Raw genomic sequence first — 13672 nt, forward strand, 5'->3', positions numbered from 1 at the left:
CCTATTGGTCGGGCGGTCGCGTGGCGGGTACGTTCGGGCTCCTATGAGAGCTTTTCTCGCCGTCTCCCTCGCCCCGCAGGCCGCCGAGCGCCTGCGCCACCCGGTCGAGGCGGCGGTGGCCTGCCTCGCCGACGACGACGTCGCGGTGGCCCGCGTCGACCCCGCCGCGGACGGCTGGGTCGCGTTCACCGACCCCGACGACACCGACCTGCTCGGTGAGCCCGGCGGCGCTTTCACGGTGGTGCTGGGCAAGCTGCTGCGCACCCGCGACGCCGACCTCTCCGCCGCCGACGTGGTGGCCCTGCTGACCGGCGGCTCCGACGCCGGGCTGACCGCGCTGCTGCCGCCGTTCGCGGCCGTGCACCGCGGACGCGCCGGCGGCCCGATCGTCGCGGCCAACGACTGGCTCGGCTTCCGCCAGCTCTACTGGTGGCGCGGCGACGGCGCGGCCGCCGTCTCCACGAGCGCCCGCGCCCTGGCCGTGCTCGCCGGGGCGCCGCTGGATCTCGACGGCCTCGGCACCCAGGCGATGATGGGCTGGCAGATCACCGACCAGACCATCTACGAGGGCGTCCGCGCCTGCCCGCCGGCGACGCTCGCCTCGCTGGACGGCGGCGCGCTGCGGATCCGGCAATACGCCGAGCCCGTGAGCCAGGACGGCCCCGCGCCGGCCCTGGAGGACGCGGTCGCCGAGATGTCGGACATCCTGACCCGCTGGCAGACGGCGTATCTGGAGGCGCACCCGGAGTCGGTGCTGCAGCTCACCGGCGGCCACGACTCGCGGATCCTGCTGGGCGCGACCCCGGAGAAGCTCAGAAACGGCATGCGCGCGCTGACCCTGGGCTCCGAGACCAGCCCCGACGTCGTGATCGCGGCCCGGCTCGCCCGCCGCTACGGCATCCGCCACGAGGTGTATCGCCTCGACGAGCACGCCCCGCCCAGCCCCGAGCACGCCCACCGGCTGGCCCTGAGCGCGTCGAAGGCCCTGGAGACGCTCGGCAGCCCGATGGCGCTCGCCCCGCTGCTCAGCGTCGAGGCCAAGCTGGACCAGGGCCACCGCCTGTCCGGCCTGGGCGGCGAGGTCGCCCGCGGCTTCTACTACGCCGGCCAGCCCGTCGGCGCCCAGACCTCCCCGGCCCTCGTCGAGCGCCTGGCCCGCTGGCGCCTGTTCTCCAACGAGGCGGTCGACGCCGCCGCGCTGGACAAGGACTTCCACGCCGCGGCCCAGGCCTACACGCACAAGACCCTGGCCGGCCTCTTCCCGGCCGGCGACTGGCTGCGGGCGACGGACCACTTCTACCTGTACCACCGCATGCACCGCTGGTCCGCGGCCCACGGCACCGCCGCCGCGGTCCGCCGCCACTTCGTCAACCCGATGTTCGACCGCCGCTTCATCGAGCTCGCGCTCGGCGTGGCCCCGGCCGACAAGCGCGACTCCCTGCTGCTGGGCCGCATCATGAGCCGCCTCGACGCGGAGCTCGCCCGCATCCCGCTCGACACCGGCCTCGTCCCCGCGCGCCTGGGCACCCGCAGCATGGCGACCCGCATGACGGTGGCCACGGCGACGGCCCGCAAGGTCGCGGGCAAGGTCCGTCAGCGCCTGACCAACGCCCGCCGCCCGCAGCTGGGCGCGGCCGAGATCGCGGACCTGGTGCTGCAGCACTGGCGCGCCGACCCGACGGTGTGCCAGGCCCTCTACGAGTCGCCCCTGGTCAACCGCCAGTGGCTGGACGGCCTGCTCAACGGCGAGCACGGCGCCGCGGCGACGACGATGACCTTCCTGGTCAACCTCGTCGTCGTGGCCGAACAGCACCGCTGAGCCGCCCCGGCCGCAGACGCGAAGCGCCCGACTTGTCCGGAAGAACCGGGGTCGGGCGCGGGCGCGTCGTGAAGACCGAGGGTCAGCCCGGCTGCTCAGCCGTGCTGCGGCTGCCGCCCAGCCCGACCACCTGCACCAGGCGGCGGCCGCGGCGGGCCAGGATGAGCTGCTGGCGGTCCAGGTACCACTTGCGCACGGCGGCGCGGGCGCGGCGGCGCTGCTCCGGGCTCAGGTCCGCGCCCTCGTTCACCCAGCGCAGCATCTCGCGGGCCTGCAGGGTGTTGGCCGCGCGGGCCGTCCACGCCGGCACGCCCAGGCGGCGGGCCAGCTCCTGGCGGCGCTCGTCGCGCTGGAAGCCGCGGCGGTACAGGACCTCGTTGACGTGGCCCCAGGGGCCGGCCAGGGCGAGCTTGGTGGAGTACACTTGGTCCTCGCGCAGCATGTTGCGTCGCGGGATGGGCCTGATGGCGTCGCGGCGCATGACCCCGTAGAGCGGGTCCATCAGCAGGTAGCTGTCGTTGAGCAGGCGCAGCATCTCGGCCAGGCGCTCGAGCGGGTCGTCGGAGCGCAGGGCCGCGCCGTGGTACTCGGCCGTGCGCACGACACCGTCGTCGCCGTGGAAGTCGGCGGCGCAGGTGACCAGGATCAGCCGCGGGTCCTCGGCGAAGGCCCGCAGGCTGCGGGAGATGCAGTTGGGCTCCATCGCGTCGTCGTCGCCGATCCAGCGCAGGTAGGTGCCGGTGGCGCGGTGCATGGCCGAGACGAAGTTGTTCAGCAGGCCCACGTTCTCGCTCTGGCGGTGGTACACGATCCGCGGGTCCTCGGCGGCCAGCGCGCGGACGACCTGCTCGGTGTCGTCCGTCGAGGCGTTGTCCGAGATGACGAGCTCGAGGTTGGTGTGGTCCTGCTCCAGCACCGAGCGCGTCACCGCCGGCAGCCTCGATGCGCCGTTGCGCACCGGCAGGCAGACGGAGACGAGCACGTCACTCAGCGACGACATCCGGTTCCTCCCGTCGGAGTTTGCCCAGCATCTCGCGCAGCTGTGCGCGGGAGAGCGCCAGTGCGCCGTACACGATCAGGCCGGCGAGGCCCGCCACGGCCAGCTTGAGCACGGGGATCGACGGGCCGATCGCGTGCCCGACGAGGAGCGTGACCGCGGCGGAGGCGATGCCGGCCAGCAGCGGGCGCAGCATCGGCGGGCCGAGCGGGGCCAGGCGGACGCCGATGCTGTGCAGCGCCCAGGCCATGAACGGCACGGCGACGACCAGGCCGACGATCGCGTGGGCGATCGCGGTGCCGCGGGTCCCGTCGATGTTGGTGCCGTAGATGAGCGCCGGGACGAGCGCGACCGCCCAGGCGAGGTTGAACCACAGCGTCCACTTCGTGGCGCCGGCGCCCATGAGGATGTCCATCGCGAACGAGGTGAGCACCCGGACGGCGGTGAGGACCATGAGGTACGGCAGGACGACCGCGGACGGCGTCCACTCCTCGCCGTAGAGGACCTGGATCAGGGGGTAGGCCAGCGACGCCGAGAGCACGACGATCGGCACCAGCACCGTGAACAGCAGCGGCAGGGAGCGCCGCACGCCGGCCGACAGCGTCTCGGCGTCCACCTCGGACAGGCGGGAGAAGCCGGCGACGGAGACGTACCGGATGGCGCTGCTCACCACGCTGAGCGCCCACGTGGAGATGTTGAAGGCGAGCAGATACTCGCCCAGGGGGCCCGCCCCGACCACGTGCCCGACGACCACGTAGTCGGTGTTGAGCAGGATGGACTCGACGCCGAGGCTGGCCGCGAGCGGGATGCCGAAGCTCATGAGCCGCTTGGCGATCGGCTTTTCGAACCCGAGCTGGAACGGCACGCCCGCGCCGGTGAAGACCATGATGCCGGTGACCGCGGTGCCCGCGACCATGCCGGCGGCGAAGCTCATCGCGCCGCCGCCCAGCGCCGCCATGCTGATGGCGACCGCCGCGTTGACCACGAGGCCGAGCATGTTGGCCTGGATCAGCTTGTCCTGGCGGAACTCGCGCATGAGCGCGCCGCTGCGCACCGCGGTCACGCCGTCGATCAGGATGATGATCGTGAGCACCCGGATGACGTTCGTCGCCGCCGGCACGTGCGAGAGGTCCGCCAGCGCCGGGGCGGCGAACCAGAAGCCGATGTACGTGGCGACGCTGAACACGATCGCCAGCAGCGTCGCGGTCGGCGCCATCTCCTCGAGCTTGCCGCGCCACTGCGTGGTGGCCGCGATCAGGCCGACGTCGTTGACGTGCATGACGAAGAACATGGCGCTGAGCGCGACCGCGTAGACGCCGTAGTCCTCCGGGGTCAGCAGCCGCGCGAGGACCAGGCCCATCGCGAACGAGCCGACCTTGTTGATGAACGTGCCGACGAGGCTCCACCGGAGTCCGCGCTTCGCCTTGCGCCCGATCGACTCGGTGGGGGCTTCGGTTGGTGCATGCGTTGGTGCTTCCGAGGTGGTCACGTGACTCCAGCTCACACGGTATGCAGGCGGCGCGATCCTACGGGACACGCCTGGGGGCGCCACGGGGGTGACGGATTTGCGTCAGACGAACAATTCCACTCGATCAGTTCGCCGGATGCAGGGGGGTGCCGTCCTCCCACGTGTTGTTGCTCCAGACGTTGCCCGCGCCGGCCGGGTTGAAGCCCGAGACCGGGCCGTAGGCCGCGCACTTCTTGTTGCTGCCGATCTGGAACACGTTGTTGATGATCTGTACGTGATTGGCGTTGGGGAACTTCTTGCTGGCCGCGTCGCCGGCGTAGAGGCAGTACGACGAGCTGATGGTGGCGCCGAAGAGGTTGCTGTCCACGATGGCGTCCGAGATGACCGCGAAGTCCCCGAAGAGGTTCAGATCGCCGGTGCAGCCCTCGCCGACCGAGTTGACCGGGGCGTCACAGACGATCGTGTTGTGCTTCACGCGGATGTTGCGGCCGCCGTTGGACAGGAAGCCACCCAGGTGCCAGTTGGCGTTGTCGGGGATGCGCTGGCCGTGCAGCCACGAGTCCTGCACCGTGCACGACACCGCGTGCTCGCCGCACTGGACGCTCGTCTCGCCGCCGTAGATGTTGCTGCGCAGGATGGTCATGTTGCCGTAGCTCACGGCTGGGTACTGTCGTACGCCCGCGTCGACCTCGGAGTCCGAAAGGGTGTAGGACCAGCCGCTGGAGCCGGAGACGTCGGTGTCCAGGATCACCGCGCCATTGACCTTGCTGCGCTTGATGGTGACGTTCGCGGCCTTGATGACCAGGTCGCAGTTGACGGTCTTGGCGTCGATGACGGTGCCGGCCTTGTCGATGGTGCACGGGCCGCTGTACGCGCTGAGCTTCGTGCCGCTCGGGATGCCCGTGTTGCCGGGGCCGGGAAAGGCGCCGCCGACCCGCGGGCCGACCGCCGGGGCGCTGGTCTTGCCGGCGCTGCCGCTGGCCGAGGCCGACCTGGAGGCGGACGCCGAGGCCGAGCCGAGACCGCCGAGGCCGCCCGGATCGACGAAGCCGTTCTCGGGGCCGGGCGCGACGGTCGGCGACGCGTCGCCGCTCGTGACCTTGGCGCCGGGCTGCCGGGCCCACTGCGCCACGGCGACCGCGCCGAGGATCACGGCGATGACGACCGCCCCGGCCAGCCAGAACCGTGGCTTGCGGAACATACCCCGCTGCGGCGGGGGCGGCGGTGCCGCGGGAAGCCGGCGCAGCTCGCCGGTCGAACGCTCGGGGCGAAACTCCCCGGTCGGTCGCTCTGTCCGGAATTCCCCGGTCGTGCGCTCCGGGCGGAATTCTCCGGTCGGGCGCTCCCGGCGGAATTCTCCGGTCGAGCGCTCCGGACGGAATTCGTTCGTCGGGCGCTCCGGGCGAATTTCCCCGGTCGTGCGCTCCGGGCGGAATTCGCCCGTTGGACGTTCGGGGCGGAATTCACCCGTTGGGTGCTCCGAGCGAGGCGGGCGCGGGGGACGTGGGGGACGCGGGGGTGGCGTTGGGTCACCGTCGGACCGGGGACGGTCCGGCGGGCGAATCGCGGGCATCTTGCTTCTTCCTCCCGTGGGGCATTGAAGGTTTGATCCCTGGCGGGGGTGAATACCGCCGTCATCGATCCGACCCGAGCACCTCCCAACGCGAGCGCGCACGTGACGTTACCCAAGTGCGGGCGAGACCGGCAACCGAGCGTACGGATACGGCACAAACGCCGCCCGGCCAGACCCGGGCGGCGTTTGTACGGTTTTCGAGGCGTTTTTCCGCCGGCCGAGTTCCGCTGATTTAAGCGGGCGGATGGAACAGGACTCCCTGACCGTTTCGGAGCACCGGCTGATCGAGCGAGTACTGCAATGCGATCGTCCCGTCCGCATTCTCGATGCCGACGGTGGCCGACGCGCCCTGCTCGTATGTCGTGCCGTCGATGTCCGTCCAGGCCACCGCGATGTCGCCGTTCTCGAAGAAGATCACCTCGAACGACGCCCGCGTGTTGGCGGCCTCGAAGAACTGCGCGTCACGCCACTCGACGACGAACTGCCGGTTCGGCGCGCTGCCGGTGACCGCGGTGCGGACGCTGGCCGACGCGTCGATGTTGAGATCCTCCCAGAACGGGTACACCGCCGCGTTCGCCTTGCCGGTCGCCGCCGCCGACGGGATCGCCGTGTGGTTCCACGCCGAGCCGGTCGGCTGCACGAAGGTGACCACGCCGTTGGTGTCCACCCAGGCGGTCGTGTACGTCGTACCGTACAACTTGACCGGGAACGGCAGCGTGATCTGCTGGTAGCTGTCATCGCCGGTCAGGGTGAGCACCGTCTGGTCGGCCCGCACGAAGGTCCGCGGCCCCGGCGTCGCGGTGTAGCCGAACGAGTCCCTGAGCAGGATCGGCAGGTCGAGCGTTGCCGGGCCCGAGCCGACCGTGGCGTTGCCGGTCGCCGTCTGCCCGCCCGGGGCGGTCGCGGTCACCGCGTAGGTGCCCGCGGCCAGGCCGTCGACGCGATACGTCCCGTCGGCGCCGCTCACCGCGGTGGCCCCGCCCGGCGACAGGCTGATCCGGGTCCCGGCCAGCGCCGCGCCCGAGCCCGACTCGGTCACCGCTCCCGTCAGCGTGTTGCCGGTGGGCGGCGGCGGGCCGGTCGGCGGGTGGAACAGCACGCCGTTGCCCGAGCGCAGGTTCGGCTGGTTGAACGAGTACTGCAGCGCCACCGTCCCGGCCGCGTTCTCGATGCCGACGGTGGAGTTCGAGCCCTGCTCGATCGGCAGCGCGTCGATGTCCTTCCAGGCCACGGCGATGTCGCTGTTCTCCTCCAGCACGGTCTCGAACGACACCCGGGCCGCGGTGTTGTCCCAGAACTGCACGTTGCGCCACTCGACGACGAACTGCCGGTTCGGGGCGGTGCCGAGGACCGAGGTGCGCACGCTCGCCGAGGCGTCGACGTTGAGGTCGGTCCACATCGGGTAGACGGCCGCGTTCGGCTTGTTCGCCGCCGGGGCCGACGGGATCGCGCCGTGGTTCCACGACGAGCCGTCGGGGGCGGTGAAGCTCAGCACGCCGTTGGTGTCGATCCAGGCGCTGGTGTACGCCTGGCCGTAGAACGTCACCGGGAACGGCAGGGCCACCTGCTGGTAGTTGTCGTCACCGGTGAGGCTCAGCACGGTCTGGTCGGCCGGCACCCACGTGCGCGCCCCGGCGGTGCAGGTGTAGCCGTAGGAGTCCCCGCACGGCGGCGCGCTGCCGGTGTACGTGGCCGTGTACGTCGTCGCGGTTGCCGGCGCGGTGATGACGTGCGTCTGGGCGCCGCCGTCGGACCAGGCGTCGAAGGCGTACGACGTCGCGCCCTGCGACTGCGGCGTCGGGGCCGAGATCGAGTTCGTCGAGCCCTGGATGACGGTCAGGCTGAACGGCGTCGCCTTCGTGGTCGAGCCCACCGTCAGCTGCAGCCCCGACGGGCTGGAGTCGAACGCCAGGTTGACCGTCCTGGGCTGCACCGAGACGCTGGCGGTGCTGGTCAGCCCGCCGGAGTCGGTCGCGGTGAGCCGGAACTCGACGTAGGACGGGTACTCGTGGTCCGGCGCGATGATCGTGCCGCTCGCCACACCGGTGAAGGTGTTCATCGGGTGTTCGTGGCAGTTGTCCGGCGTGATGCAGTGGTGCAGGATCACCTGCCAGCTCAGCGCCGAGGCCGGCAGGGCGCCCTGCTGCGGGTCGCTCGCGTGGCCGGAGAAGGCGATCGTGTCGCCGACCGCCCAGGTGGCCGCGGCTGCCGGGGTGTCGATGAAGGCGGTCGGCGCCTCGTTGCCGGCCGTGATCGTCACCGTCTTGCTGTTCGTCGCGCCCGCCGTGTCGGTCACTGTCAGCTTCGCGGTGTACGTGCCCGCGGTGGCGTACGTGTAGCTCGCCGTCGCGCCGGTGGCGTCCGTGGTGCCGTCGTTGGTGAAGTCCCACGCGTACGTCAGCCGGCCCTGGTCGGCCGGGTCCGCATCCGACGACGTGGTGCCGTTGAAGCTCACCGTGAGCGGTGCGCTGCCCGAGGTGGGCGTGGCCGTGACGGCGGCGACCGGCGGCTGGTTGTTCGGGTAGTAGCGGATGCGCCGGATCTGGCCGCCGATGGGGCCGGTGCCGAGGCTCGCGTAGTACAGCTCGCCGCCCGGGCCCATCGCCAGGTCGGCCGGGCTGCTCGCGCCGCCGTCGAACGTGACGATGTTCGCCGGGTCGGGCAGGCCGCCGGTGCCGGGCATCATGGCCCAGATGCAGTTGCGGCTGTAGTCGGAGAAGAACAGCGCGCCCGCGTACGCCGGCGGGTAGGAGCCGCCCGCGGTGGGCGCGAACGCCAGGCCGGAGATCGACGAGCCGCCGGAGGGGCAGGACTCGTTCGCCACGACCCTCGAGCCGTGGTTGTAGGTGTAGTACGGCGCGGTCTGCCCCGGTCCCGCGTAGAGGCTCTCGCACAGAGTCAGGTCGGCGCTGTCGTACCCGGCCTGCTTCGCGTTGCCCTCGTAGCACGGCCACCCGAAGTTGGCCGGCCCCGTGGCCGGGTTCACCACGCGGTCGATCTCCTCCCAGGTGTTCCAGCCCACGTCGCCGGTCCAGATCTCGCTGGTCCCGGGCCGCACGGTCATCCGGAACGGGTTGCGCAGGCCGTGCGCGACGATGCGCCGCGCGTTGGCGTCGGGGGAGGCCGAAAGCGGGTTGGTCGCCAGCGCGGCGCCCGTGCCCGGGTCCAGCCGCAGGATCGAGCCGTTGAGCCCGGCCGGGTCGCCGGTGGAGCGCACGTCCTGCGCGCGCAGGGCGCCGCCCTCGGCCGACGGCGGGGTCATCGCGCCGCCCGGCGGGTCGCCGCACGGGTTCTTCGGCGAGCCGAGCTGGCCGTAGTCGACGGCGTTGAAGCTCGCGCCGTCGCCGCCGGAGACGTACAGCGCCCCGTCGGCGCCGAACTTGAGGTCGCCGATGGAGTGGCTGGGGTACTGCTGACACCAATCGCTGATGAGCAGCTGCTCGGTGCCGGTCATGTGGTTGCCCGACGCGGTGAGCTTGGACAGCCGCGCCGAGACCACGCAGGCCCCGCCGTTGGCGTCCGCGCACACGTCGTTGTAGACCGGCGCGGTCTGCCCGAGCGGCGCGTCGTAGGTGTAGAGGACGTAGACGGAGGGGTCGGTGGGGAACCCGGGCGCCAGCGCGAGGCCGAGCAGGCCGCGGTCCCACTGGTTGTGCACGGCGACGGAAAGGTCGGCGAAGACGTCCGGGGCCGTGTCCGCGAGGTTGTCGAACACCTTGATCTTGCCGCCCTTCTCGGCGACGAAGACCCGTCCGTCGGGGGCGAACTCGATGTTCGTCGGCTGCGTGAGCCCGGAGAAGACGACCTGCTCCTGGAATCCGGCCGGCAGCGCCGCGGTGGCGGCCACCGTGGCGGTGATCGGCGTGACGACCGCGGCGACGAGGCTCGCGACCAGGGCCGAACGTAACGCGCGTCGCGTCCGCGACATGCGGCCTCCATCGTTGGAGTGAGGGGTGAACGGCCGGTGAACCGCGGTGGGAATGCGGCGGGGCGCGGCCGCGAATGGTGGTCCGGCCAGACTAGCCAGTAACCACAGATTTAGATATGTCGTATTCCTGACGTGCGAGGGCCCCGCATTCGTACGAATGCGGGGCCCTAGGGAGCGCTTTGGTGCGCGCTTTGTTTATGCGACGAGGATTTCGGCGGTGACGCCCAGATCCGCCAGCGATTTGGCGATTTCTTCCTTGTACGCCGGGTTGGTGATGACGACCGCCTTCGGCTGCAGCGCGGTCAGCGTCGAGGGCGGGTCGACCCGGTGCCCGGTGACCGGCAGGAACCGGCCCCACTTGCGCGGGTTGAGGTCCACGACCCCGGCCAGCTGCAGCTCACGGTCGGCCAGCGTGAGGAACTGCACGCCGCGCGAGCCCGCGCCCCACAGCACCGGCTTGGCCCCCTCGGCGCCCAGCCGCGCGATGGTGTCCCGCCAGCGCTGCCGCTCGGCGTGGTGGCGATCGGCGAAGCCCGCGATCGCGGCCAGCTGCTTGTCCCGGGCGCGCAGCGACGGCAGCTCGCCGGTGTACGCCGCGTGCCCGCCCGTGCGCGGGCGGTTGGCCGAGACCTCGATGTATCGGAACATGCCGGAGAACAGCGTGCCGGTCGACTCCACCGTCCAGCCCGCCCGGCTGAAGATGACGGCCAGGGAGTAGGCGTCGAAGTACGACACGTGCGGATAGATGACCTCCCAGCCGGCGGTGGCGAGGTCGTAGACGGCGTCGGGCACCTCGACGTAGCCGAACACCTGCCGCCCGTTCGCCTGCTCGCGCAGGTCGACGAGGAACTCGTAGGGGTCGTCGATGTGCTCGAACCAGTGGCGGGAGGTGAAGAAGTCGTACTTCGGCAGGCCGGCGCCGCGCGGGGCGAACCCGCAGTGGAACGTCGCGCCGCCCTGCTCGCCCTCGACCCCCGCGTACATGGCGTCGTAGCCGACCCCGCGGGCGCCACTGGCGTGGGTGAGCTCGCGCAGGAACTCGCCCTGCCCGCAGCCGATGTCCAGCACCAGCTTGCCGCTGAGGTCGTAGCGGTCGTTGAGGCTCTCCACCAGCTCCGCCGAGAACTTCTGGAACGCGGGGGAGAAGTGCAGGTTCGTGTCCATCGTCGTGTCGTAGACCAGCTTGCCCGGCTCGAACGCGATGTTGCGCACGTAGGCGCAGCGCGGGCAGGCGGCCAGGTGCATCCGCCCGACCGGCGAGGCGACCGCGTCGCCGTGCGCCTCCCAGTGCACCCCGCACAGCACCGGGATCTCACCGAGGTCCGCGAACGGGACCAGCCGGTCCTCGCCGCAGGCGTCGCAGAACCGGTTCTCGGCCGGGGCGCTCACGCGCTGGTCCAGCGCAGCTTGCCGTCGAGCTTGCCCGCGTCCATCAGCGACCTGATCCGCTTGATCCGCTGGTGGGTCTCGCTCTTGAACTGCTCGATGGTCAGCCCGTAGCGCTGGTAGTTCTCGATCAGCTGCTCCACGCCGAGCTTGACGTTCCACTGCGGCTGGAACTCGGGGATCTCGCGCTCGATCAGGTCGCACGTGACGCGGTAGTTGCGCAGGTCCGCCCCGGCGCCCTCGGCGAAGGTCGGCTCGCTGCCCGGCACGATCTCGGCGACCATGTTGGCCACGTCCCGGATGAGGTAGTTCTCGCTCGTCCGCCCGATGTTGTAGGCCTTCGCGTGCATGCGCTCGCGCTCGACCGAAAGCAGCGCCAGGAACGCCGCCGAGATGTCGTTGACGTGGATGAGCGGGCGCCACGCCATGCCGTCGGAGAGCAGCACGACCTTGCCGGTCAGCAGCGCGTGCGCGGCGAAGTCGTTGACCGCCAGGTCGCCGCGCAGGCGCGGGGAGAAGCCGTACGCCGTGGAGTTGCGCAGGAACACCGGCGAGAAATCGTCGTCGGCGAGCTCCAGCAGGCCCTGCTCGGAGAGGATCTTCGACTCGCCGTAGGGCGTGACGGGCTGGAAGGCCGCGGTCTCGTCCAGCGGGGTGTCGTCCTCGCCCTTGCCGTAGAGCGAGCAGGACGACGAGAACAGGAAGCGCGGCACGCCGGCGGCCTTGGCGGCGCGAGCCAGTCGCAGGGTCGAGCGGTGGTTGATGTCGTACGTCAGGTCGGAGTCGAGGTTGCCGAGCGGGTCGTTGGACAGCGCGGCGAGGTGGATCACGGCGTCGAACCCGGTCACGTGCTGCGGCTCGACGTCGCGCAGGTCGACGCGAAGGGTCTTGACCTCCTCCGGCGCGGGTCCGAGGACGCAGTCCGCGAACAGTCCGGTGTCGAGGCCGACCACCTCGTGCCCGGCTTCGCAGAGTATCGGCACCAGCACGCTGCCGATGTATCCGTCGTGGCCAGTGACGAGTACGCGCATGAGCTAGCTCCCGAACGTTCAGCGGGTTGGAAGGCGAGTCTAGAAGCCGCCCAAAACGGCTCCGGATCGTCTGTCGGACTTTTTACTTTGTCGTTTACCGCCGGGCGAACCGAACCGCTAGTTTCTGGGCGACTGGTTCCGGGTTCAGGCTTCTGATCTAAGCTTGCGCGTCGCACGGCGGGTTGGTTGTCCGGCCAGCAGCCTAGCGCCATCGAATCTGAGGGGGAACGCATGCCCGCTGTCTCGTGCCGGTTGTGTGGGGCAGAGCTCACCGAGACCTTCGTCGACCTGGGGATGTCTCCCCTGTGTGAGAGCTACGTACCGGCGGACAAGGTGGACGCGGCGGAGACGTTCTACCCGCTGCACGTGCGCATCTGCCGCGAGTGCCTGCTCGTGCAGCTGCCGGCCTACGTGGCCGGCGAGGAAATCTTCTCCGACTACCTGTACTTCTCCTCCTACTCGACGTCATGGGTCGAGCACGCCCGCCGCTACGCGGTGGCGATGACGGAGAAGCTCGGCCTAACGGCCGACAGTCTGGTCGCCGAAGTGGCCAGTAATGATGGGTACCTTCTGCAGCATTTTGTGGCCGCGGGTATTCCCGTCATCGGCGTTGAGCCCGCCGGAAATGTCGCAGCGGTCGCCCGGGAAAAGGGCGTTCGGACGGAAGTGTGTTTCCTCGGTCCGGAAACCGGGGCGGCCGTCGCCGAACAATACGGACGCGCCGATCTGGTGGCCGCGAACAACGTTTACGCGCATATTCCGGACATCATCGGTTTCTCCCAGGGCCTGGCCAACCTGGTCAAGCCCGAGGGCCTCGTCACGCTCGAGTTCCCGCACCTGCTGCGCCTGATCGAGCGGCGGCAGTACGACACCATCTACCACGAGCACTACCAGTACCTCTCGCTGCTGACCGCCTCCCGGGCCCTGGCCAGGGGCGGGCTCACCGTCGTCGACGTCGAGGAGCTCTCCACGCACGGCGGGTCGCTGCGGGTGCACGCCAAGCACACCGACCACGCCGGCGAGCCGTCGCTGGCCGTCAAGACCCTGCTGGAGACCGAGGCCGCGGCCGGGCTGCACACCTTCGAGGGGCACCAGGGCTTCGCGAACGAGGTCTTCACGATCAAGCGGGACCTGCTCACCTTCCTCATGCAGGCCCGGGCCGAGGGCAAGCGGGTCGTGGGCTACGGTGCGCCCGGCAAGGGCAACACGCTGCTCAACCACTGCGGCATCCGCGAGGACCTGCTGGAGTACACGGTCGACCGCTCGCCCCACAAGCAGGGCATGTTCCTGCCGGGCACGCACATCCCCATCCACGCGCCGGAGCGCATCGCCGCCGACCGGCCCGACTACGTCCTGGTCCTGCCGTGGAACCTGCGCACCGAGATCAGCGCGCAGCTCTCCTACGTCAAGGACTGGGGCGGCAAGCTGGTGTACCCGATCCCCGCACTCGAGGTAGAGGGGTAATCCCGC

At 70.7% G+C, this 13672-nt stretch carries 8 protein-coding genes; 2 read left to right on the forward strand and 6 right to left on the reverse strand.

What is annotated here, in order from left to right; translation table 11 throughout:
* Positions 1-43 precede the first annotated feature (43 nt).
* A complete protein-coding gene (locus ACQPY0_RS08065; protein ID WP_432986482.1) occupies positions 44-1819 on the forward strand; it encodes a hypothetical protein in 1776 nt (591 codons plus the stop codon).
* Positions 1820-1901: 82 nt separating this feature from the next.
* Here ACQPY0_RS08065 and ACQPY0_RS08070 read toward each other — a convergent pair whose 3' ends face one another.
* The 6 genes from ACQPY0_RS08070 to ACQPY0_RS08095 form a co-directional block, all read right to left on the reverse strand.
* Positions 1902-2819 carry a glycosyltransferase family 2 protein gene (locus tag ACQPY0_RS08070; protein WP_432986484.1) on the reverse strand — a complete coding sequence of 306 codons (918 nt, stop codon included), beginning with the start codon at positions 2817-2819 and terminating at the stop codon, positions 1902-1904.
* Entirely contained in the window at positions 2803-4305 is a 1503-nt protein-coding gene (locus tag ACQPY0_RS08075; protein WP_432986486.1) for an oligosaccharide flippase family protein, read from the reverse strand. Before ACQPY0_RS08075 ends, ACQPY0_RS08070 begins: the two co-directional genes overlap by 17 nt.
* Positions 4306-4408: 103 nt before the next feature.
* Positions 4409-5485: a hypothetical protein gene (locus tag ACQPY0_RS08080; RefSeq protein ID WP_432986488.1), complete on the reverse strand. Its 1077-nt coding sequence runs from the start codon at positions 5483-5485 to the stop codon at positions 4409-4411.
* Between the two features lie 604 nt (positions 5486-6089).
* Positions 6090-9785: a PQQ-dependent sugar dehydrogenase gene (locus tag ACQPY0_RS08085; protein WP_432986490.1), complete on the reverse strand. Its 3696-nt coding sequence runs from the start codon at positions 9783-9785 to the stop codon at positions 6090-6092.
* A gap of 195 nt (positions 9786-9980) precedes the next feature.
* On the reverse strand, positions 9981-11174 hold the full coding sequence (locus ACQPY0_RS08090) for a methyltransferase domain-containing protein (RefSeq protein WP_432986492.1): 1194 nt from the start codon (positions 11172-11174) through the stop codon (positions 9981-9983).
* Positions 11171-12202: an NAD-dependent epimerase/dehydratase family protein gene (locus tag ACQPY0_RS08095; protein ID WP_432986493.1), complete on the reverse strand. Its 1032-nt coding sequence runs from the start codon at positions 12200-12202 to the stop codon at positions 11171-11173. Before ACQPY0_RS08095 ends, ACQPY0_RS08090 begins: the two co-directional genes overlap by 4 nt.
* Positions 12203-12433: 231 nt before the next feature.
* Between ACQPY0_RS08095 and ACQPY0_RS08100 the strand changes: the two genes are divergently transcribed.
* Complete coding sequence (locus ACQPY0_RS08100) at positions 12434-13666, forward strand: methyltransferase domain-containing protein (RefSeq protein WP_432986494.1); 1233 nt, start codon at positions 12434-12436, stop codon at positions 13664-13666.
* Positions 13667-13672: the final 6 nt, after the last annotated feature.

The sequence above is a fragment of the Dactylosporangium sp. CA-233914 genome (assembly GCF_050942935.1).
Taxonomy (GTDB): domain Bacteria; phylum Actinomycetota; class Actinomycetes; order Mycobacteriales; family Micromonosporaceae; genus Dactylosporangium.

Bases quoted from the DNA above. Each gene is read 5' to 3' on its own strand.
- ACQPY0_RS08080 (WP_432986488.1), bottom strand. From the start codon at position 5,485: ATGTTCCGCAAGCCACGGTTCTGGCTGGCCGGGGCGGTCGTCATCGCC.
- ACQPY0_RS08070 (WP_432986484.1), bottom strand. From the start codon at position 2,819: ATGTCGTCGCTGAGTGACGTGCTCGTCTCCGTCTGCCTGCCGGTGCGC.
- ACQPY0_RS08065 (WP_432986482.1), top strand. From the start codon at position 44: ATGAGAGCTTTTCTCGCCGTCTCCCTCGCCCCGCAGGCCGCCGAGCGC.
- ACQPY0_RS08085 (WP_432986490.1), bottom strand. From the start codon at position 9,785: ATGTCGCGGACGCGACGCGCGTTACGTTCGGCCCTGGTCGCGAGCCTC.
- ACQPY0_RS08100 (WP_432986494.1), top strand. From the start codon at position 12,434: ATGCCCGCTGTCTCGTGCCGGTTGTGTGGGGCAGAGCTCACCGAGACC.
- ACQPY0_RS08095 (WP_432986493.1), bottom strand. From the start codon at position 12,202: ATGCGCGTACTCGTCACTGGCCACGACGGATACATCGGCAGCGTGCTG.